Here is a 22,565-nt window from a genome sequence, read left to right as displayed (position 1 = left end):
AGTTTTTAAGTAGGATCGGTAAATCTTTGATCGGCCTCCATGATGGTGCCACAATTAGGACAAGTTCGCATTTCAGTTGAGTTGTAATATTCCTTGAATCGGGGCAGAAAATCTTTTTCAATATTTTCCAGGTGAAAATAACTGTCATGCAATTTCGCATTACATTTCTCACAAAACCACATCAAACCATCCATATCCTGTTCGCGGCGTTTTGCTTCAATGACCAGGCCGATGGAACCTGCTGGCCTCATCGGCGAATGTGGCGTTTTGGCAGGCAATAGAAAAATCTCGCCTTCGCGAATGGGGATATCAACCGGCTGGCCATCTTCCTGAATTCTGACCGTGATATCGCCCTCTAATTGAAAAAACCATTCTTCCGTTTCGTTATAGTGATAATCTTTGCGGGCATTCGGACCAGCTACAACCATCACAATAAAATCTTCTGCGTCCTGATAAAGGTTTCGATTTGCTACCGGAGGTTTGAGCTCAGAGCGATGTTCTTCTACCCATTTTTGGATGTTAAAAGGTCTGCGTACGGACATAGTCTGTAAATTTTGCTTAAAGATAATTCATTAAGGGTAAAGACTAAAGGCTAAAGGGAAAAGGAAATGCCTAGGCGAAAGAAGATTTTGTATGTTCTTATATTATGATATTGTACGGCATTATACCACCCCTTTCCCAAGTGATACCAGGGTTTATGGGGCCTTAAAATGAATAGATAATTATTTAAAGTCCATTAATTTCGTTTCCAACATTTTTCTGGATTCTAAAAAGGCCATCTCCAAGGCTTTAGCAGCTCTTTCTCGCGCTTTTGATTTTCCGCTGAATGCATTACCTATTTTATTTTTATGCATACCTACTAATTTTTCTCGAAACATGACTTCTCCATCTTCTAGACGGGTTAGCTTCCAGGTCATTGTAATTTCCAGTGAAATTTTACTAAAAGCCGTTACAACTTTTCCTTCAGATTGTGATTCGAGTCGGCATTCCAGTTTATACTTTGCTTTTTCTCCGGATTCTTTCACACATTGAAAGGGCATATTTGTTTTTATTAAAGAAGCTAATAAAATTTTAAATTGCTTCAATGATTCATCATAATAATCATACGTAAACCCCATTCCATCCGGAGTATTCATTCCTTCGATAGAATATTCAGTATAAGGAGCACAGATAGATGCATCAAAGGATGAATTTGTTGGATAATTAATGGTGAAAGCTTCCACTTTGATGGAGGACTGTGCAGTGACTGTAAAGACATACATAAAAATAAAAAGTATGAAACATTTTTGAAAAATGCGCATGGCTCTGATGGTTAATTTATTCATGATTTAATAGATTTTTAATTTCTTCGTGGATTCCTTTTTGTTCTGGAATGGAATTTTTTATCTTTAAAAAATTCCTGAAATTTTGACAAATAGTTATTTGGCGATGAATGTGTTTTTTAATACTTGGCAGGTCACCACTTTCTATGATCGGGTAATTTATGCTTGAATAGCCAAAACCACTTGATGCAGCATCTATGCTTGCTTGATAACTGGCCGCAGCTACTGCAAGCGCAATAGTTCCGATTTGAAGTAATTTCTTTCCCAGGAGTTTATTATTTATTTTTTGAAGACTATATCTATATTTTGTTTCTGCTATTTCCCAATAATTAATTATTTTTTCTGTCTCCTGAACTTTTAATTCAATATGGGGATCGATCCAATGCATGGTATGATTTAATGCTGTAGCAAAACAATGTGCGGCATCATTTTGAACTACGACTGGATATTGTTTTTTAGATATAAAATAGGTACATAGCTCCAAATTTCTAAAATACGCAGCCCAATGAAGTGGGTTTGCACCTATTTGATCATGAATGCCAAGTTCCGGAACAAATGAATCAACGATCATTGCCGTTTTTAAATCACTGCCTTTTACATATATATAATCTTCAGGTTCTCCTTTTTTGTCGAGTTTGTAAACATCTTGTCTCGGGCCTTTTGCTGCGAAGTGTAAAATATTTTCTTTTTGTGAGTTTGTGACATTTGTTTTAGCTTCGGATTGGATCAATAGTGCCACGATTTCAGCTTGACCATTCATAGCTGCCAGCTGCAGTGCTGTTAGTCCTGAAAAACTTGCATAACCTTCCCTGGTGAGGCAATCAACATTAATTTTAGATTCGAGAATAGTTTTAAGGACCTGAGTATGACCGTTTATAGCAGCTAAATGAATAGGAGCAAAGCATTCTTTACCTGTAGCGCAAGGATCGAGTTTGTATTTTAATAATTGTTTACAAATGTTAGGGTAACCAAATGAAGCCGCGATGCGGAATAAGTCGTCCGAATCTTCTATAGTTGCGCCATTGGCGATGAAATAATCAACCAAGGTATCGAGCCGGAACAATGCAGCATAATACAGAGGACTTCTTCCTTTTTTGTCGAAGGAGTTTAATTTAATACCTGAGTCAATAAGGGTTTTACACATTTCAAGAAAAGACTCTTTATGACCGCGGTATGTGGGCAGTAAATTTTCTTTGTATTTTTTGTGAAGTTTGATATATGCACTCGAATCAATCCCGGCTTGAAAGATTGCAAAGTAGATTGGGGTCCAATTTAATTGTCCGGAAACTATATTGAGCCACCTGGAAGTGGTACATAATTCTTTGGATTTTTTAAAATGGCCTTTGGAGATCGCATCTGAAAGTTCATTGACTTGCGCATGAAGGCTGATGGAAAGGAAAAGAATAAAGGCAATAATTGGGAACAAACCATTTTTATATTTGCCAATACACATTCCTTTGTTTGATTTTAGGCAAATCTATAAAGATTTAACCAGATGACATAAGTTCTATATTCTCTAATAATTTCATTGTTACCAAAATTGATGTTTATAAAAAACAGCCTGTTTTGATGACAGGCTGTATATTTCCATGAATGGAATCAAGCAAAGGAAAGCTTGGTTATTTAGTCCATAAGTTGATGGAATAGGTCATAATTTCACTTTCTCAATCAATTCTTTTAAATCTGGGATCTTGCCTGGATAAGGCGGACAATTACAAACATCTTTGCAGCTTTTTGAATATTTTCCAATTCCTGTAGCTTTGCAACCCGATGGTGAATTTGCAACTTGACTGCATATAAATTCAAAATGATCAAAGCAATTTAAGGAAGTCATTATTTGATTAGTAGTAAGTTTTTTCTTTTTGCCTTCCTTTACTTTTGAAAGGCCTTTAGAATTTAATTTTGTATAACCTTTGTCTTTTTCATTCCATTTGTAATAATACATTGGAGGATTTAAAATTGGTTTTGAATTGATGTTCATAATTGTAAAACAACATAAAAAAATTGAAAGGACAAATAGAGTTAAATGTTTCATAAAAATAATTTTAAGTTAATAAACCTAAAATTATCGCATTGATTAGGTTTATTAAATTATTTATAAAATTCGGATTTATTATCAATTATTTGGTATTTCATAAGTGTATTAAAGGTAATTTTTTATTGCTCATTTCATCATAAAACTAAACCCAATGAAGAAACCATTTTCATATTTTTTTACGGTGGGTATTTCCCCTTGCCCAATGTCAATAGGTTCATTAGGTTTTAGTCCTTTTGATAATTTTTCAGTATTATAATATGTTAAACCTCCGCTAATCTGGAGCTGATTTTTTTCCCTATAATTGCGCCCAAACCTAATATGTAAATCAATCCATTTGTAGCTTCGTCATTTGAAAGTGAAGTCCCTATGCCAAGAGATAAGGAAGGCTTTATTAGTGATTTGGAATTCGTAGTAATATTCAGGGAAGAGTAAATGATGGGATTTAGTTTATTGAGTTGTTCAGATTTAATAACATCATTTTCAATATAGTATTTTTCAGGGATTTTTTGAAAGGTATTCAAAGCTAGACCAAAGGAGGTATTAAAATTAAATGCGCTAGAGGACTGAAATGTGATTTCTTTCGATTGAATGCTATTCTTATCTGTTGACGCAAATTGAAAGGATGTAATTGAATCGTTTTCAAAGAGAGCAATTTGGATTGAAATATTTTCTGATTCTACGTTTATAGGAATGGTCTTTTCAAATGAGTTAGATAACATCTCTAGATATTTAAGATACATTGAGGTCATATTGACAGGCTCTTTACTAATGACTAAATTTTTTACACTTTCTAGAAGCATGGAACTTTTATAAAGTTGCTTAAATGTTGAGCTTAATTCAGATTCAATTTCTAAATATGTAGGAGTGTAAATAATGTTTTTATCTTGCTGTATATTTTTGTAGGCAGCATTTATTAAATCTATTAATTTTAACGATTCAACTATTAATGTGTTTATGTTAGCTATTTCAAAATTTAAATGAAATAATTCACTGGTGTTTATGGGTTTATTTTTGGAATTAACGGCATTTTCAAATGTAGAGAGAAAGAGTTGCTTTAAAATGGTAGGTGGTAGTTGCCGATTATGATGAATTGAATGGTAGTAAATGGAGCATTGATCTAGCATTTGTAGTATAGAGATTAGCTGATTGATTTTAAAATATTATTATTTACAGTCCTACAATATTCTATTAATTCTAAAAAATTGATATTTGAATTGGGAGATCCTGTAATATTACCTCGGCTCCCATGATCTGAATTAGTATTTGTTAAACTTGATAATAAATCTCCAAATAGGTTATTAGCTGTAAAACTTAAAGTTGGCCAATTGTTTATTAAATTATTCTGGAGCTCTGAATTTTCATTGCTATTGAAATGGGATCGTAATAAAGGAGATTCTGTTGTTTGGGATTTTGTTGTGACGTTAATCTTGGCTTGATAAATATAGTTATTATATTCAATTAAATGAAGTTGGATTGTTTCTCCTATCTTGGTTTTTCTGGCAGTTGTTTCTTTACCATTTTTTTGCATCCAAATACTATCTTTAAATACATTATAATATATATGAAGATCTTGTGAGTATATTTTATTTAAATAGAATATTATTGTTAATAAAATAAAAGTTCGATGCATTTATATTGGATTAATGAAATAATTAATTGCGCTCTTGAAATTAGTTGGTTTTTTAATTATTCATTTTATGGTTTAATATTGAATATTTAGTTTAGCCCACCTTTTTTTATCTCTCCGTAAGTTCTCAAAATTAATATCTTCTTTAAGTTCAATTCTAGAATGTGATAATTCCTGAAGTCTCAATGCTTTTGTTAAATACTTAAAGGCTATGCGATTTTTTGACTGAAGACTATAGATGCTGGCAAGGTAGTAATTTGGCTCAAATATGTTGCTGTCTGATTTAATAACTTCGTTTAGAACAACTTTTGCTAATTCGTAATTTTTTATATAGAAATAGTAACTTCCTAAATTAGTAAGTGTATATAAACTATTTGGCCCTAATTCGAGGCACTTGTATAAATTATTTAAAGCTTCTTGCTTGCGATTTGATTTAAGATATAGTTTAAATAAGTCTGAGTAAGGCATAAAATTTGTGGGATTCAAATCGATGCACTTTTTAAGCATATATTCTGCATGAATGAAGTTTCCATTAAAGGAGTAAATAATTCCTAGATAGTGATAATTGGGCAGAAATGTACTATCAAGAGTTATGGATTTATTAAAATATTCAATGGCCTGAGTATATTGTTTTTCTAAAAATGAAATTAATCCTTGGTTATGGATGGTAATGTGCTGAGTTGAGTCTAATTTGATTATTTTTTCATAAATTTCTCTTGCTTTGGCATATTGCCGACTATCTAAGTAGGCATTTCCTAAGTTATGTAGTGCGTATATAAAATTTGAATCCTGTGAAAGGGCTTTAAGCAAATATTTTTGAGCTTCTTTAAAATTTCCTTTAAGGTGATAATATCTTCCCATTCGATTTAAAATAAATATGGAGTTAGAATCTGCTGAAAGCGATTGTATGAGAATTTGATATGCTTTGTCATAATCTTTAAATATTTCCATATAAATTTTTGAAATATCTGATGTGGCATACATCCAGGTAGGTTCAATTTCAATTAATTTATTTGCATAATATTCAAAAGAGTCTTTTTGGTAAAGTAGATTTCCATAAACTGAGGTTAATTGCCAATAGCTTTCTGAGGAATTGGGATCGTAATTTAATGCGGTTTTGAATAAGGAAACACATTTGGTAGCTAAATCTTTATTTGGATTTTGGGTAGTAAGTGATGATAAATAGCCTTCAAGAAAATATTTTCTGGAAAGAATTTTAGAATACATAAAGTAATTTTCACCTAGTAGATCTAGAGCTTTCTCTAAATATTTTAGATATTGGTTATAACTATGAAGTTTCCTTTTTTTTGAAAGTGTAATTTCTTCCGGATTGGAAGCCATTAAATTATTTATAGCAATTTGTACCGCATCGAGCAATGCTCTGGCATATTGTCTGCTAAGTTGTAAGCTATCACACAGAGTGGTATAATTTGATTTTATAAAATTGAAATAATATTCTGTGCAACTGTCTTTTGGATGGAAGAAATTTTTATTTATAATTGACTTATGAAAAAGTGATAGGATTAAGCTTGTTTGAGAATCTATATTTTCACTGCGTTGGGATCCTCTAGTATTATATCCAATTGATTGAGTTGCTTTTAAAGTTTCTTTTTTATTCTTGTTTAAAATTTCTTTGTTTAATTTAAATAGAGTTTCTTTTTTATCTCCAAATATATTGGGGTATTGACGATACCCTTCAATTGCAAATGGAACATTTTCTCCCAAATATTTTTCGATTTCAAATACGGATATGTTATTATCATTGTCAAGATCTGCGTTTCCATAGAAACCTTCTAACAAAAAGTAACTAAATACACCTCGCCCACCACCAAAACTAGAGTCTTCCTGACTTGTTTCATAATCCTGGCAACTAAGAATTCTTATTTCCTGAGCATTTCTATACAACTTTTTAGATAGAGGTGATAATTCCTGATTGGCGAGAGGAAAATTGAATTTTCCTGCGTGACACATATCCAAAATAATTATTACTCTTACTTTTTTATCAATAACTAGAGTTTTTGTGAAATTATCAAGTTCATACAATTTAATTGCGTTTCCACTTATGAAAACACCAGTTTTTGAAGAGTTATAACAAACAAGGAATCCTGGATTGGTGTGCAGTGCTTTTGAGTAATCTCCATGGCCTGCAAAATAAATAATTAATTCATCACCAATTTTAAGCTTTTCATTTAGATTTTGCAGTTGTATATTAATATTGTCGAAAGTAGCCTCACTATTTGTAAGCAAGAGGATATTTTCTTTAGGTACAAATGGGCCAATTTCTGAGGTAAGATATTCGTAAAAATACTGTGCATCTCTGTCAGCATACTTTAAATCTTTGTATTCCAAATAGTCTGAAATACCAATCACAATGGCATAAATTTTATTGCTTTGAGATGGTTTGTTGGGGTTATTAACAACTGAGTTGATTTGATTTTGACCAAAGGTATTGATGGACAGTATGAGTAATGAAGTAATTTGAAGAAAATAGAGTAAAATGGGATTCATAATTTAATTAAACCTCTTAACCAGGTTGATGTAAAGTAATAGTAAAGGGAGCAAAAATTAAATTTGAAATTGAAATCCGGTGAATTGTTAAAAAATTTGGAAAAATATACTCACTCTCCGCACAACCATCTTTTCAATTCTTCACCCCCACGCCTGGATGCTATGATTGCTTCAGGCCATTTATGCAGCTGAAGCGATTTAGTCTGATGGGTATATGATTTAAGATAGTTGAGATTGACCAGGAGGCTTTGACTTATTGAAAAAAAATATTTGTATTCAAAAAGTAATTCCTTAAAATAACCCAGATGTCTTGATGATAATATGGGAGTTGATTGTAGTGTATTAAATATTTTTGTTACTTGTCCTTCGTGTGATGATTGGAGGAATAAAATGTGTTCAAGATCGAGAATTTCAATTTCTCCGCGAATTTTTGGAATCCTCAGTTTGGTTTTTTGGAAGGTGCGAATTGGGATTTTATTTTCATCAATTTGCTGGATCAGATTAAATTGGTGGATAGCCTGATCAATGCTGACCTGAAGTTTTCGGCGATCTATAGGTTTAGTGATATAGCGGAGTGGATAATATTCAAAGGCTTTTAAAATTCTTTCCGAATCTACATAAGCTGAAATAAAAATGATAAGCTTGGGGCAAAACAATCCACTACTGTGCAATTGATCCAGTAGTTGGTAAGCATCGTGGCTTCCCAGGTTGATATCCAATAGTAATAGGTCTGGTTTAATAGCAGGGATTTGTTTCAATGCTCCAGAATAGGATTCCGAATATCCAGCCATTTTTAATCGTGGAAAATCTTCTGACAAATACATTTGAATCAATTCCCGGGGATCACATTGGTCTTCAACCATAAAATAGTTCATGTGCGAATTTTTGGATAACTAATACTAACATTTGTGCCGTTTTCATCGCTAAATAACTTGCAATCTAGTTCAATACCCATCGATTGTAATAAAGCAATTCGCTGTCTTACGATCTGAGCTCCGGACTCTTCCATTTTGCGTTCGCGATGAGGTCTTAAATTTTTAGCCTGCTCGATGCCGATGCCATCATCTTCAATATTAATAATTAAATTTTTATCCGTTTCAACAATTGTGATATCGATAAGTCCTTTTCTCGATTCTCGGCCGTCAATTCCCCATACGACAGCATTTTCAACATAGGGTTGTAGCATGAGAGGTGGCACCAGCCATTCTGTAGGATCAAATTCATTTGGCATGTTAAAATCCCATTTAAGGTATCCACTATGCAATACGTTTTGCATTTCTAAGAATAAACGTATGATTTCAAGTTCATCGCTCAAACGGATTAACCCTCCCTGTTCATTACTGTTGATGCTCCCTAAAAATTTGCGGAGGAAATCTGCTACCTGTAGCAATTTTTCATTGGCTTTTTCTGTATCCTGGAAGCTAACCGAATTCTGGATACTGGTTAAAAAATTGCTCATGAAATGTGGATTAATCTGTGCGGTGAGCATTCTTGCCTGATGATATTTAGTTTCCTGTTGCAGAAGGTTAATTTTTTTCTTACTCATTTGGAAACGGTAGAGGTAATAGGCTAGGCCAGTGATAAATATCAATAACAAACAGAATAATACCAAAGGAAACCAGGGCTCTTTCCATAATTTTTGATCCACCGTAAATTCCAAGATGGCATTTTCACCTGTGTGATTATTTTGAATGACATTCCAGTTTGCTTGCAGTTCTAATTTGTAATGACCTGATGCAAGTTCCGGTAAAAAGAAATATTGATATGAAAACCAATTTGACCAATCTGTTTTACCTTTTATCCGATATCTAAAACTACAATCTACAGGTCTGTTGTTACCAACTACATCAAATTCTACACTGATTCCTTTGCCGGTATGAATGATATTATTTATGTTCGAAAAGGAATGTAAGTACTATTCAATTTCGTGAATTGGATGCGAAGCGCTTCTCCTTCATGCCATAAGGAACTCAAGGGGATTACGCACAATCGATCAAATGCAGCTATCCAATAATTTCTACGGGAGTCTAAAAATGCTGCATTTTGATCCGGCATGATCCCGGGAAAGCCATTGTGGAAATTAAATTCCCGATATTGAGTTCTGTCTCTCAGATTCCAGGCAGTTATACCCTTGTTGTGGCTGATCAATAAGAGGCTGTCCTTGTAATTAATTAAACTGCTTATGATGTTATTTCGTAAAACAGGTAATGCTAAAGTGGATGTATGTGAAATTAAGCTGAATTCCCAAACACCATTGTATGCGCCAATGAAAATGCTTGTATCGCTTGCTTTGCATATCGATAAAATTCCTTTAGAAGGAGACTCTTCATTTGAAAAATATTGATATTTCTTTAGATGGATATCACACCTGATCAATCCTTTTCTGGAGCCTGCCCAAATTATACCATTGAGATCCTCATATAAACAAAGCGTATGAAAACTCGAAAAATCTTTATGGCCCCACTTTACAAATTCCAGCTCTTGAGTGTTGGGTTCATAGATAAAGAAACCACCTCTTTGGGCCCCTAATAATTTTTGGAGTTGTCTAGACCAAGTCAAATAAAGGGATGCAGTAAAATCAGGGTTTTCTTTTGAAAGTTTGGGTAAGTATTGCAACTCATTTTGATACAAAGCGTAAATTTCATTTTCCCTATAAACAAAAGTGCGTCCAGTCGGATCCAAAGCCGGATGAAAATACCATCGATCTTTAGCGCTGATTTTTTGAATGTAACCATCGGGTTTGATCTTGTACAAGCCATTTAGAAAATCGCCCACAATCATATTTTGCTGGCTATCTTCTGATATTGCCCATGGAAAAGGAATGCTGTCTCTATTGTAAAATTGAAATCCTGCTTTAGGAATTTTTACTAAACCGCGTTCTGTGCCAAGCCAATAATTATAAGAATCTATCCAAAGGGAAGTCATGTCAGGTTTTCCTCTGACATTTTGAAAAAAGAGTGCAAATTAGAATTTTTGTTGTTCAATCCATATTGTGCACTCCAGTATAATGGTTCTCTATCATTATTTGGAGTATAAATATATTCTCCCTTGTCAAAGAGTACAGGTAATTGATCAATGAGACTATCTTTCAAATCATAAATAAAGGCCCTTTCATCTTTAAAAACTCGATATACAAATGTTCTTAATCTTGAATAAGCTCCTAGTTCGTCGGCTTGGAAAGTTTTATGAATTCTAACGGTGTCATTTTCATAAATTCCGATGGAGAAACTGTTGACCAGTACAGTATAAAATTTTCGGGAAAAGGGATCGTAAAAAATATTACGCAAAGGATTTCCACAAAGATTTACGAGTTTTCTTTTATAAAATTTACCATGGAAGAAAATGTTCAGTTCGCTGTAACTGTCAATATAGTAAAAGCTATCCCTGTAAAATGCCGAACCACTCGCATCGTGAAGCGCGGCTTCAAATTTGAATGCTTCCCATTCTGCACCATTGTATATGGCAAGTCCATCTTTCGCTATGGCCCAAATACAATGGCTGCTATCTTCATAAAACTGTTGGACATCACCATATATTCCCAACTGCGCTACATCAAAATTTTCAAAAGTTTTTCCATTGAATCTGGAAATGCCACCTTTGGTTCCAATCCACAAATAATTGCGTGTGTCTTTGAAGAGGGTAGTTATTTGAGGATGTATGAGGCCTTCGTGGGTGGAGTAGGTTTTGGAATAGGGGATTGGGCGCAGAGTATATTGTATAATACACTTATAAGGATTGTCCAGATGATGTTATTGGACCTCATGATTTTTTCGGACAATGCAAATGAATCATCGAATTAATGTTATTGAGCCCTTTTTTATTTTTGGAGCTCCTGTTATACATTCGTATTCAATGAGGTAAATATAAGTCTCAGGATTTGCATTTTGTCCATTGAAAGTTCCATCCCAACCTTCTCCTGACTGAGTGGATTGAAAAACAAGATTGCCCCACCGGTTGAATATTTTCATGCTACTCAAGCTGGAATTTATCTCAGGATAGATAAACTCATCGTTGACGCCATCACCATTGGGTGTAAAAACATTTGGAATTTGAATCTCACAAATGCTATCGCATTGATTTGAATGATCACGGGTGATGGTTACATTTAAAATACTGTCGCATCCATTTGTACTTTCCAAAACAATTGAATATCTCCCCTCTGTTTTGAGGACGGTATTTCCCAATTGGAAGCTATCCTTCCCACAAAGGACTTTGCTTAATTCTGCGGTGATAGTTTCGTTTATTAACAGATTTGTCAAGATTATACTATCACAACCAAATCTTGTTTTAATAGTATCTAAGTAATTTCCTGAGACATTATATAAATTATGACCAATGGTTATGGATTCGCCATCACACAAAATAAAACTATCTTGATGAAAAGAGGGGTCTCTTTGGTCCATAACTGAAAAATAATAATCTATATTCTTACACTTTAAGCTATCTGTAATATGGATATGATTTTCACCCTTGGTAAGTTGCATAAAGTATCCATGACTTTGGACGATTGAGTCATTCAGTATAAAAATGTAAGGAGGAATCGAACCAATTGCATTTAAATGAATGAATACAGTTGAATCCAGGCAGCTTAAGAAGAGCTTACTGCTATCAACTATAAATTGAAGTGGTGTAACTTTTTCCAGGATGGTCAAATTAACTTGAACCTGACAGTGGGAAGAATCCAAAATGGTAAAGACGTAGCTACCTGCCGACAGAGAATCAAAAACATTGTGAGTTTGAAAAGTTCCTCCATTTCTATTATATTGGTAGGGTGGAGTTCCATCCAGACCTGTTAAAACAACTTGTCCCAATTCATTACAACCCACGTGATTGATTTGGATGAGGCTGTCGCGAAGTGGCTTAGGCACTCGAATGGAATATATGATTGTAGTATCTGGGCAATCTGAGGTGATATCTACTTGGTAATTACCAGGAGGCAAATTTTCAAAAAAAGTATCATTAGGACCTGTTTGATTGGGGTTTGGAGAAATCTGATATGTGAATTTTGATTTAAGCCCAGGGGCTGGAATCACGTTCAGACTTCCAGTCTGGCAATTAAAAGTTTGTTTAAAAGTAAAATGTGGTAAGAGTTCGAAACATGATTTGGGATTTGTTAGATTATTGCAATCATTAAAGTTTTCTTCATAAAGTGGTTGATTATCTAAGTTATTAATTTTGATCCAATCAATGGCACCTGAACCGCGAAAAGCCAAAACTAATTTATTGATATTGCAGATCGGGTCATCATGAGCAAAAGCAAAAAAGACGGAATCATTTGCAATAAAAGAAACACTATCGGCAGATATTCTTAATGTAATGATGTTCCAATCATTAAAATTCATTACGAATTCAGAGCGATTGCGATGAATAATATTTCCAGAGACAATGCTTGTTAAACTTTGTGCCCATTTATCACCCATAAGTGTTAAACTAATCGTTTTATTTTCTCCAATGATATTCATGCCAAAATCATATGCTGGTCGGCCTCCAATGGAAGCATTGTTAATAATTCGGGATTGGAAAATAAATTCATTTCCTGTGCAGATGGTATCGCATAGCTCGAATTGTGTCCAATAATCTGAAATGTTTGACAGAGATGGGTCAATTCGAAGTTCTCCATTTTTCACCATATCACAGGTAAGCTCCGGGGGTTCAATATACGAATTACCTCTGAGTACTACTCCCTGCCAGCCCGGAGTGCAATCTGCAGAGGTGTGTATGAATTGGCCATGTATGAATGCCCAATTGAATACGAGGAATATTAACAATACGTTTTTTTTAATTTTCATTTTAGAAATTATTTTTCAATAGGAGGCAGAGGATCTATCATCATCAATATCAGATGAATATTGTTGGATAGCCAATTATACTATTTTTATTTATTCAATAGGAAGACTCTGGCATAAATGGTTATTTTAACCAAAATCCGGTAAACCAGAGGTTATAATTGGTGAAAAGGGGTAGCGTTTCAAAAGTATTTTACTTAAGTCCGAACCAATTATTAGTTCAATATTTATACCTAAAATTTAGAATATAGTTTTATGACAATCATTGTGGTTCATATTCTTGTTAACGCTTTTGGTTATTGACTTGAACACTCTTTTATACTGCAGGGATGTACATCCAAAATTAAGCAACAGCCCAATCTTAAATCCAAAAGCTTCGATGTAGTTAATCGCTTGAGCCATGTGCGCAGGTTCCAGATGAGTGGTTGCCTTGATTTCAACAATAATGCGATCTTCAACCAGGAAATCAACTCTTCTTGTTCCGATGTTAAATCCTTTATAAAAGATATCAATTTCTTTTTCCCTTAAAAAGTTTAATCCTACTGCATCAAACTCAACAACCAACGCACGTTGGTAAATTACCTCCTGAAATCCATTACCCAGAGCTCTATGAACAGACATTGCGCAACCTATGATTTTGTATGTTAATTCAGAATCAAGTGTAAGTTCTTCAATGAGATGAGACATTGTATCAATTATTCCACAAGCAAATGTAATTTCTGGATTTTAAAGTGTTTTGCAATACTTATTTGAGCACTGTTGAAATTTATTTATGGTGGTATTTGACTGATTGAATAGAATTCATTGTAGCATCCAGTCAGTACAGGATTTAACGGATTATGGGATTAACAGGATTGTGGAAGAATTTAATGGAAATAGTGAATAACTAAATTGAAAACAATTTGTACCAATAATAAAATCTTGCCCATCCTAAAATCCGTTAAATCCTGTTCTGACTTTTTCCTCATGCAGAATTTATGGGTCAAATATGTTGATTTGGTAACAATAATCGAATTCGATTATAAAATGCTAACTAAAATTGGAATAAATGTTAAACTTATCTCTATTCCTTTAAAAATTTAAATACTTCCTTCATTTTTACACTCTCAAAAGTTATAAAGTAAGATCCTTTAGAAAGAGATTCTATTTGAATGTTTGCTTTGTCTTTGAATAAGCCATTTAACAATTCCCGACCATGAATATCTGTTATTTTGTAAGAAACAGTTTGGCTAGTGAAAGGAGAATTGACATTTAAATATTTGTTTGCAGGATTGGGCATTACCGTAAAAGCAGTTTGGTCTAAAATCCTGGTGTCACCGGAAACGATTACTTCGATTTTGTTAGAGGTATCTGAAGTACATTGATGGTCTGTTATAAGCGTGTAGTATGTTCCATTTAGAGATGGTATATAATCTTGTTGCGTAGCTCCGGAGATCGGCCCGTTTTGATTGTGCCATTGATTTCCGATAGCAAATGTTGAATGGAGTACATTTCCATTTAGGCTTATTACAGGGGTTGTTGGTTTGCCGTAAATGGTAAAGGATTGTTCCGGTGCCCAAGCACTTGCCGATTGTGCCTGATCAACGGCTTTGACACTCCAATAGTAGGTTCCGGGTTGTAAATTATTAAGTTCAAATGTATTGTTGCGGATTTTATAACTATTAACCTTTGAGAAAACATCACATTTGCCCGGTGCGGTTCCAACATAAATTTCATAAGTAATGCATTGGTTAGGTGTGTGATCGTCAGTTGCCTCAGTCCAATGTAAATTTGCCTTTTCACAGGTGGGAATGACTTCCAATTTGGAAGGTATATTGGGTGCTTTGTTTTCAACAGAGATGTTATTTTTATAAATAGTGGTATTCCATTTGGTTCCTTCTCTTATGAAATCTAATTTTCCATCAGCATTGTAATCTCCGAATGCAATGAATGATGCCGAGAATTCATGTTCTATGACTTCTGAGGTATGATTGTTTAGGGTGTTGCTTAAGGGAGCCGGAATGTCAAAAAATTGATTTGGAAAGGAATGATTTTTATTATTCCGCAATATTTTTGTAGTGGATGGATACCTTAATGGATTTAGTCCACCTCCTATTGAAACAGAAACATAGCTAAGTTTCGGCACTCCTGCTATTGCAATATCTATAAATCCATCATTGTCGTAATCTCCCCAATCTAGGGTGCTTATGGCATAATTTTCAAGAAAATCGAATCCTATTTTATAATTAAACGAGTCATTTTTTTCTTGTTTGTATATCCCAGTATAAACGGCATTGCCAAAATTAACTTGCAATGTATTTCCTCCATCAGAAGATTTAATTCCAATACTGTCCTTTGCACCTGAGATGGCAAAATCCAATAATCCATCATTATCATAATCCCCCCAAGCAACAGAACCATATTCTATATCAGTTATAGAAGATGGGATGCCGACAAAATTTCCATTTTCATTTTTATAAATGATTGTTCTTCGATCGACGCCATCATTGCCGATAAGTATCAGATCTATAAAACCATCTTTATTATAATCTGCAAAGGAACCGTTGCTATTTTTTAAGTTTACCAATTTTGATGGAACTTCCGAAATAATTCCTGAAGCAAAATTTGTATAAATTTTAGTAAGGGGTTTTTTCTCCGTATTTTCACCGGATATGAGAAGCTCAAGTTTTCCATCATTGTCTTTATCAAACCACTTTACAAATCCATTTTGGATTCCGGGGAATTCATAAAGAAGTTCAACAAAACTATCGTTTCTTACATTTTGAAATACTTTGGTAATTAAGGTGCTGTCATTTTCCAAAACACCAGCTATTGCAAAATCTAAAAAATTATCATTATTAAAGTCACCCCAATCCGCAGATGAATTTTTTAGTTTAGGTAGCTGTTGAGAAATTTCAACAAACGAATCATTGTTTTGATTTTTATAAATTTTCCCGTTTTCTGATCCGGTCATAAGAATATCCAACAATCCATCATTATTATAATCGCCCCAATCAAAACAACCCCGATATATTGGAGGAAATCCGGGTTTAATATCTTCAAATACTTGCTTGCGAAAATAATCAGAATAATATATGGCGGACATACATCCTTCATTAGTATTTATGACTGAGATTCTGTTGTATCCACCAAAGTTATAACTGATTTCAAACGGGCCTTTTCCTGTGCCAGTTACGATCGTACTATTCTTGCCGAAATCCCAGATGTAATTATCCGTTTCTTTCCCCTCTCCAACAAAAGATGCTAACACATTGTTAGATTTGTTTGGCAAATCTTGTACAATAATATCTCTTTGATCCACAAGATTAACAAGCATGAAATTTATTTTAAGCGTTCGATCCGTTTTTAAATTAAATTGCCTGACAGGGTGTACATAATTATATAGATGACTCTTGGGATGTTTATATGAAACACTATCAAAGAGTGCAAAATACCAGGCTTCTGACTTTGAAAACTCTGAGGATGACCAGTAATTGTAAGCATTAGGGGGTACTATACCGAGATGCCCCAAATTTTTTAGGAGTAATTCTAATTCCTCTTTAGAGGGCAAATACCAGTCTGCATAATTATTTATACTTAATGTGTCACAAAAATATGCAGCTATATTGGTTTCCTTACATTGGGAAACAATGTCTAAAGTGTTTTGCTTTCCATCTCCGATCCCTAATAAATCGCCGCCGTTTATTTCTTGACCGTAGCATCCCCAGGCCATTGATTTAGTGGGAACAGTAGCTGCAATTAAGGCGAAATCTTTTGTTGAATGATAGAAATACCCCCCTCTAAGCAGACTGCCATGAGGTAATTGAAGAAGGCTGCTGCGGATTTTGTACTTGAAAACATTACTGTATTGCGGACATGAATCCTGAAAATATATCAACTTAGCTCTGAGCTGTGCCAATCCTTCTAAACTATCCGGGACTGAAAATGCAAATGGATTTATCGTTGCACCCGGAATATTTCTCCAGCTGGAAAAAGAATCTCCACGAATTTGCCATTGTATTTTATAGCCACTGGTGTCTTTGAGCTCCAGAATTAAAGTGTCTCCTGTTATAATGAATTCGTCTTGGGTAAAGGCTGAATAGGAATGACAAAAGACTGCAAAACATGTCAAAATCAGGCAAACATATTTTCTGCTAAAACATTTTGTAAATACCGAAATTTTCATGGAGTATTTATTTGTGGTCCCAATGTTAGTTAAAACCATACTCACGTATGAAGATTCACATGGATATGGTCGTTTTTCGCAAAATCTGGCATTGCAAGCATAAATTTATTTTAAACAATAGTGTCCTTTCCAAAGTATGCAATGCTATAAGTATTCTCTGAGGTCAAGAGGAAAAGTAACAGAGGTAGAGAATGAAAGAGCCATATTTTGTTTTTCGAGTTAGGTTTCCATATCAATCACGAATCCCAAAAGATAATCTTTCATCATTTCCTCGTACTTTTGTTCCTCCAAGTCTTAAACATCCAATCAATTCACTATCATGCGTTTATATTTTATCTTTTTATGCTTTATCGCTCATTTGTTTGGTATTTCCGCACAATCTCTCAAAACTCCATTTGAAAAAAACAACAACCAAACTAGCACTTACGAAGAATGTATAAATTTTTATAAAGCTTTAGAAAAAAAATCGGGATTGGTAAAGGTTATCGAAGCGGGTGCTTCTGATGTGTCGCTGCCCATTTACACGGTTGTATTGAGCAGCAAAAAGCATTTTAGCCCGGAAAAATGCCGCAAAGCAGGAAAAGCCATATTATTGATCAACAATGGCATCCATCCCGGAGAACCTGATGGCATTGAAGCCTCCATGATGTTTGCACGTGATCTTGTGATGGATCCCAATCAGGCTAAAATACTCGATGAAATCAGTATAGTCATTATTCCAATTTATAATGTAGGTGGAAGTTTGTTGCGCAATAAATATTCTCGGGTCAACCAAATTGGGCCGGAAGAATATGGTTTCAGGGCTAATGCACAAAACCTGGATCTCAACCGCGATTTTATTAAATGCGATAGTCGCAATGCGCTCACTTTTACCGGTATTTTCAGGCATTGGGACCCCGATATGTTTTTAGAAACGCATACCACAGATGGTGCAGATTATCCTTATCTGATGACCCTCATTTCCAGTCAGAGACATAAACTGCAAATTGAATTGGGAAATTATATTTACAAACATTTCATCCCGCCTTTTCTAAAATCTATGTCTGAAAGGAATCTTGATGTCATTCCCTATGTAAATGCACATGGAGATCCTTCTAAAGGAATCTATGATTTTCTGGATTCGCCAAGATTTTCATCGGGTTATACTGCTTTGTTTCATTGTATGGGTTTTATTGCAGAATCACATATGTTGAAACCTTATGCAGCAAGAGTAAGTGCTCATAAATTGTTGATGCAACAATTGTCAGAACAAATCAAAATTCAGAAAAAAGAATTGCTCAATAGTCGTTTTGAAGCACGCACAGCAGCCATGAAAAGTAATACTCTTGATATTCGTTGGAAAATAGATCCTACCCGTTGTGATAGTATTTATTTTTCCGGTTACACCGTCGAAAAAAAAATAAGTGATGTAACAGGTTTGGAAAAAATTATTTACAACAAAAACAATCCCTATCTCAAAAAAATTCCTTATTTCAATGTATGTCAACCGGTCAAAACCGTTAAAAGACCCACTGCATATGTAATTCCTGCTGCCTATGAAGCAGTCATTGAACGCTTAAAATTAAATAAGGTTCAAATGGATAGATTGCAAAGGGACACGCTGATCCAGGCCAGTTTTTATAAGATCCAAAATTTAAAAAGTTCTACTAAGCCATACGAAAGCCATTTTATGCATTTAGAAGTGAATGTGGAAGCGCAAAAAGATAAACGCTTATACCTTAAAGGAGATTATATTATTTACACAAATCAACCGGCTGTGAAGTATATTGTTGAGACCCTCGAACCGGAAGCCCACGATGCATTTTTTGTATGGAATTTTTTCGATGCCGTTTTACAACGCAAAGAATATTTCAGTGAATATCTTTTTGATGATCTGGCGACAGCTATCCTAACAAATGATAGTAAGCTCAAAATGGAGTTTGAAGAGAAAAAAGCCAAGGATTCAATGTTTAGAGAAAATTCTAATGCCATGCTGGAGTTTATTTATGATCGTTCTATATATGCAGAACCCGGTTATCGGATTTACCCGATTGCTATACTTTTTAATGAAGAGTGATCGGGAGACTCGTCTGTTTATTTAAGTTCTCAATTTACATGAATGCCTGTTTAACCGCTCATAAATTTTGCTATAATGAAAAATTTATAAATCAATAAAATATTTTGTGAATAAGATATTTTAGATCAAAAGTAGTTGTCATAAAATATCAATGCAAGCGTTAAATTTTCAAAAGTAAAGCAGTCATTCTTTCAAGCACTCATCCTTCCAAGCAGTCATTCTTTAAAGCACGCATTCTTCCAAGCAGTCATCCTTCCAAGCAGTCAGACTTACTAGCCCTTATACAAGCTTTCAGCATGAATACATAATACTCCTCCATTCCCTTGTCATTTGGCTGGCAATTCCTATCTTTGCCGAACTTATAAAACATCATAATGGGTCGGATTTTTGAAGTCAGGAAGCATAAAATGTTTGCCCGTTTTGCCAAAATGAGCAAGCAGTTTGCCAGGATTAGTAAAGAAGTATTCATGGCGGTGAAGGCCTCCGGAACCAATCCCGACAACAATCCCAGGTTAAGGGCTGCTTTTCAGAATGCCCGTGCATGCAACATGCCTAAAGATCGTCTGGAAGCTGCTATTAAGAAAGCCACTTCCAAGGATGAAAAAGACCTTGAAATTCTAACTTATGAAGGTTATGCACCGCATGGCATTGCTGTTTTAGTAGAAACCGCTACTGACAACACGACTCGAACGGTTGCAAATATCCGTTCTTACTTTAATAAATACGGCGGAAGCCTTGGTACCTCAGGAAGTGTAGAATATCTCTTCGAACATAAGTGCATTTTTCGAATCAAAAGACAAGAAAACAAAGATCCAGAGTTGCTGGAACTGGAGCTGATTGATTCGGGTTGCGAAGAACTCAGCGAAGATGGTGATGAATTGGTAGTCTACGGCAATTTTGATAGCTTTGGCAGTCTTCAGGAGTATTTTGAAAAAAACGAAATAGAAATGATTTCATCGGGTTTTGACCGAATTCCAACGATGACTAAAAAACTGACTCAAGAACAGGAAGCGGAAGTCAACAAGCTGTTGGATAAAATTGAAGATGATGAGGATGTTCAGAATGTGTTTAGTACCATGGAATAAACTCCATTAAGCCTTAAATTAAATTAATAATGAGTGCATTCGTCGACGGCTTCATGTTTGATGTTCGGTTGCACCGGATCATACTTTTAGCATTGCCTTTCTTAATTTATGCAAATACTTTAAATCATGAATTCGTTCTTGATGATGGAATAGTCATTACAGAAAATAAATTTGTCAAACAAGGTGTATCCGGAATTCCGGAACTGTTGACCAAAGATTCATTTTATGGTTTTTTTCAAAAACAAGGCAAAGAAAAATTAGTCGCAGGAGGCCGATACAGACCCATGAGTTTGATGGTCTTTGCTTTTGTATTTGAAATATTTGGTCCGAGTTCATTTGTATTTCATTTGTTGTCAATTTTGGTGTATGCCTTGCTAAGTTTTGCTATTTACGTTTGTATTCGGAAATTATTTTTAATCAAATTTAACAAAGGCAGTGAAGCGTTTGCATTTCTAATAGCATTGTTGTTTTGTACACATCCCGTGCACACAGAATGTGTTGCAAATGTGAAAGGCATGGATGAAAGTTTGGCCCTGCTTTTCTGTATGGTTGCTTTTTACTATTTTTTAATTTATCTGGATGAAAGAAAGTATTGGCAATTGATGCTCACTGGAATAATGATGTTTTTTGGTTTGCTTTCCAAAGAAAATGCGATTTCTTATGTTGCTTTGATTCCCTTTGGCGCGGCCGTATTATATACTGATAAACTCAAGTCCTTAAAGTGGCCAAGCCTTATGTTGGTGCTTGCAGCATTGGTTTTTATACTTTTGCGGGCCAACACCCTGGGACTAAATCCCTTTACAAAGTTATCTACCGAACTGATGAATAATCCGTTCATGAAATTTGAAAATGGCCAAAAAGTCGCGATGGATATTTTTGAAAAGGCCGGAATTATTACTTATTGCTTATTTGAATACCTCCGTTTAATGGTATGGCCTTATCCACTTACACATGACTATTATCCTAAACAGATACCGATGCTGGGTATCGGTTCTATAAATTCGATTGCAGCCATCTGTATATATAGCTTTGCGATACTTTTTGTTTTGATAAAGATGAAAAGATATCCGGCATTTAGTTATTCAGTTGCTGCTTTCATATTGCCTTTGTTTTTAGTATCCAATATTTTATTCCCTATTGGTACTAATATGGGTGAACGATTTATATTTATGCCTTCACTTGGATTTATTATTGGTTTCGTTTTTCTGATTCAATATTTGAATAAACAAAATTGGTCAAAATCATTTTACATGATAGCTCCAGTTTGTATTTTGTTTTCAGTGCTGACCATTCTTAGAAATCCGGCCTGGACATCCAATCAAGTTTTATTCGATACAGATCTTAAAACCTCAGTAAAAAGTGCAAAAATTCACAATGCTGTGGCTGGCGTACTTTTGGAATCAGCTCCTGCTATCAAAGATTCTGCAGAATTAAGGAGGGTCACTGCAAAAGCAAAACTGGAATTAGAAAAAGCATTAAGTATACATCCTGTTTATATGGAAGCCCATTTGCAGATGGGAAATATTTATTATTTCGAAAAGGATTATGTAAAAGCAATTGAAAAGTACAATTACATTTTGAAACATTTACCGGATGATGAGGATGCTTTTAAAAATCTTCAAATGGCCCTTCGCGAACGAGGCCGGCAATTGGGTCAAGCAGGTCAGGTTAAGGAAGCCAGAGAATATATTAAAAATGCCTTGGGAATGAATCCTAATGATTCGGAGTCACTTATGTTGATGGGAATTGCTGAAGGTTCGTCGGGCAATAATAATTTGGCCATAGAATATTTCAGGAAAGCAGCACAAATGGATCCTAAAAATCCGCAAGTGTATATTAATCTTGGCATTGCTTTTAAAAATGATGGTGACCTGATCACTTCAGATTCTATGTTTGCGGCTGCTAAAGCGATAGACCCTGAAATATTAAAAAAGAACGGAATCCAAAGCAAATGAGAATTCTAATTTATCTTTTTAAT

Annotated in this window: 17 protein-coding genes; 3 read left to right on the top strand and 14 right to left on the bottom strand. The window is 34.6% G+C overall.

Features of this window, described 5'->3' with window-relative positions:
- Nucleotides 1-5: 5 nt before the first annotated feature.
- From IPM92_09565 to IPM92_09500, 14 genes are all read right to left on the bottom strand, one after another.
- Nucleotides 6-542, bottom strand: coding sequence for a 3-hydroxyanthranilate 3,4-dioxygenase (locus IPM92_09565; GenBank protein ID MBK9108595.1), 537 nt, complete (start codon nucleotides 540-542; stop codon nucleotides 6-8).
- Nucleotides 543-722: 180 nt separating this feature from the next.
- Nucleotides 723-1,325: a hypothetical protein gene (locus tag IPM92_09560; GenBank protein ID MBK9108594.1), complete on the bottom strand. Its 603-nt coding sequence runs from the start codon at nucleotides 1,323-1,325 to the stop codon at nucleotides 723-725.
- Nucleotides 1,318-2,775 (bottom strand): ankyrin repeat domain-containing protein, encoded by a 1,458-nt coding sequence (locus IPM92_09555; GenBank protein ID MBK9108593.1) that lies wholly within the window; start codon nucleotides 2,773-2,775, stop codon nucleotides 1,318-1,320. Before IPM92_09555 ends, IPM92_09560 begins: the two co-directional genes overlap by 8 nt.
- Before the next feature lie 195 nt (nucleotides 2,776-2,970).
- A complete protein-coding gene (locus IPM92_09550; protein MBK9108592.1) occupies nucleotides 2,971-3,303 on the bottom strand; it encodes a hypothetical protein in 333 nt (110 codons plus the stop codon).
- 317 nt (nucleotides 3,304-3,620) lie between these two features.
- A complete protein-coding gene (locus IPM92_09545) occupies nucleotides 3,621-4,484 on the bottom strand; it encodes a hypothetical protein (protein ID MBK9108591.1) in 864 nt (287 codons plus the stop codon).
- A gap of 14 nt (nucleotides 4,485-4,498) precedes the next feature.
- Nucleotides 4,499-4,990 (bottom strand): hypothetical protein, encoded by a 492-nt coding sequence (locus tag IPM92_09540; GenBank protein ID MBK9108590.1) that lies wholly within the window; start codon nucleotides 4,988-4,990, stop codon nucleotides 4,499-4,501.
- A 72-nt stretch (nucleotides 4,991-5,062) separates the two neighbouring features.
- Entirely contained in the window at nucleotides 5,063-7,495 is a 2,433-nt protein-coding gene (locus IPM92_09535; GenBank protein ID MBK9108589.1) for a tetratricopeptide repeat protein, read from the bottom strand.
- 110 nt (nucleotides 7,496-7,605) lie between these two features.
- Nucleotides 7,606-8,370, bottom strand: a complete 765-nt coding sequence (locus tag IPM92_09530) for a response regulator (GenBank protein ID MBK9108588.1) — start codon at nucleotides 8,368-8,370, stop codon at nucleotides 7,606-7,608.
- Nucleotides 8,367-9,155 (bottom strand): histidine kinase, encoded by a 789-nt coding sequence (locus tag IPM92_09525; GenBank protein MBK9108587.1) that lies wholly within the window; start codon nucleotides 9,153-9,155, stop codon nucleotides 8,367-8,369. Before IPM92_09525 ends, IPM92_09530 begins: the two co-directional genes overlap by 4 nt.
- 230 nt (nucleotides 9,156-9,385) lie before the next feature.
- Nucleotides 9,386-10,420: a hypothetical protein gene (locus tag IPM92_09520; protein MBK9108586.1), complete on the bottom strand. Its 1,035-nt coding sequence runs from the start codon at nucleotides 10,418-10,420 to the stop codon at nucleotides 9,386-9,388.
- Nucleotides 10,417-11,238 (bottom strand): hypothetical protein, encoded by an 822-nt coding sequence (locus tag IPM92_09515; protein ID MBK9108585.1) that lies wholly within the window; start codon nucleotides 11,236-11,238, stop codon nucleotides 10,417-10,419. The genes IPM92_09520 and IPM92_09515 overlap by 4 nt, the downstream gene beginning before the upstream one ends.
- Nucleotides 11,239-11,283: 45 nt before the next feature.
- Complete coding sequence (locus IPM92_09510; GenBank protein ID MBK9108584.1) at nucleotides 11,284-13,284, bottom strand: gliding motility-associated C-terminal domain-containing protein; 2,001 nt, start codon at nucleotides 13,282-13,284, stop codon at nucleotides 11,284-11,286.
- A gap of 237 nt (nucleotides 13,285-13,521) precedes the next feature.
- Nucleotides 13,522-13,968, bottom strand: coding sequence for a GxxExxY protein (locus IPM92_09505; GenBank protein ID MBK9108583.1), 447 nt, complete (start codon nucleotides 13,966-13,968; stop codon nucleotides 13,522-13,524).
- A 376-nt stretch (nucleotides 13,969-14,344) separates the two neighbouring features.
- Complete coding sequence (locus IPM92_09500) at nucleotides 14,345-17,446, bottom strand: VCBS repeat-containing protein (GenBank protein ID MBK9108582.1); 3,102 nt, start codon at nucleotides 17,444-17,446, stop codon at nucleotides 14,345-14,347.
- A gap of 319 nt (nucleotides 17,447-17,765) precedes the next feature.
- On the opposite strand from IPM92_09500, the gene IPM92_09495 reads away from it, so the two are divergent.
- The 3 genes from IPM92_09495 (at nucleotide 17,766) to IPM92_09485 (ending at nucleotide 22,542) form a co-directional block, all read left to right on the top strand.
- Entirely contained in the window at nucleotides 17,766-19,502 is a 1,737-nt protein-coding gene (locus tag IPM92_09495; GenBank protein ID MBK9108581.1) for a hypothetical protein, read from the top strand.
- Nucleotides 19,503-19,876: 374 nt separating this feature from the next.
- A complete protein-coding gene (locus IPM92_09490; protein ID MBK9108580.1) occupies nucleotides 19,877-20,587 on the top strand; it encodes a YebC/PmpR family DNA-binding transcriptional regulator in 711 nt (236 codons plus the stop codon).
- A 29-nt stretch (nucleotides 20,588-20,616) separates the two neighbouring features.
- Entirely contained in the window at nucleotides 20,617-22,542 is a 1,926-nt protein-coding gene (locus IPM92_09485; GenBank protein ID MBK9108579.1) for a glycosyltransferase family 39 protein, read from the top strand.
- Nucleotides 22,543-22,565: the final 23 nt, after the last annotated feature.

Source organism: Saprospiraceae bacterium (genome assembly GCA_016719615.1).
GTDB lineage: Bacteria > Bacteroidota > Bacteroidia > Chitinophagales > Saprospiraceae > Vicinibacter.
The sequence above is the reverse complement of the archived record's forward strand: the minus strand, read 5'-3'. Positions and strand labels throughout refer to the sequence as shown.

Excerpts from the sequence above, each read along its gene's own strand:
- IPM92_09560 (MBK9108594.1), bottom strand. The coding sequence starts at position 1,325 with ATGAATAAATTAACCATCAGAGCCATGCGCATTTTTCAAAAATGTTTC.
- IPM92_09540 (MBK9108590.1), bottom strand. The coding sequence starts at position 4,990 with ATGCATCGAACTTTTATTTTATTAACAATAATATTCTATTTAAATAAA.
- IPM92_09535 (MBK9108589.1), bottom strand. The coding sequence starts at position 7,495 with ATGAATCCCATTTTACTCTATTTTCTTCAAATTACTTCATTACTCATA.
- IPM92_09520 (MBK9108586.1), bottom strand. The coding sequence starts at position 10,420 with ATGACTTCCCTTTGGATAGATTCTTATAATTATTGGCTTGGCACAGAA.
- IPM92_09485 (MBK9108579.1), top strand. The coding sequence starts at position 20,617 with ATGAGTGCATTCGTCGACGGCTTCATGTTTGATGTTCGGTTGCACCGG.
- IPM92_09550 (MBK9108592.1), bottom strand. The coding sequence starts at position 3,303 with ATGAACATCAATTCAAAACCAATTTTAAATCCTCCAATGTATTATTAC.
- IPM92_09500 (MBK9108582.1), bottom strand. The coding sequence starts at position 17,446 with ATGAAAATTTCGGTATTTACAAAATGTTTTAGCAGAAAATATGTTTGC.
- IPM92_09555 (MBK9108593.1), bottom strand. The coding sequence starts at position 2,775 with ATGTGTATTGGCAAATATAAAAATGGTTTGTTCCCAATTATTGCCTTT.
- IPM92_09510 (MBK9108584.1), bottom strand. The coding sequence starts at position 13,284 with ATGAAAATTAAAAAAAACGTATTGTTAATATTCCTCGTATTCAATTGG.
- IPM92_09490 (MBK9108580.1), top strand. The coding sequence starts at position 19,877 with ATGGGTCGGATTTTTGAAGTCAGGAAGCATAAAATGTTTGCCCGTTTT.
- IPM92_09530 (MBK9108588.1), bottom strand. The coding sequence starts at position 8,370 with ATGAACTATTTTATGGTTGAAGACCAATGTGATCCCCGGGAATTGATT.
- IPM92_09545 (MBK9108591.1), bottom strand. The coding sequence starts at position 4,484 with ATGCTAGATCAATGCTCCATTTACTACCATTCAATTCATCATAATCGG.
- IPM92_09565 (MBK9108595.1), bottom strand. The coding sequence starts at position 542 with ATGTCCGTACGCAGACCTTTTAACATCCAAAAATGGGTAGAAGAACAT.
- IPM92_09495 (MBK9108581.1), top strand. The coding sequence starts at position 17,766 with ATGCGTTTATATTTTATCTTTTTATGCTTTATCGCTCATTTGTTTGGT.
- IPM92_09505 (MBK9108583.1), bottom strand. The coding sequence starts at position 13,968 with ATGTCTCATCTCATTGAAGAACTTACACTTGATTCTGAATTAACATAC.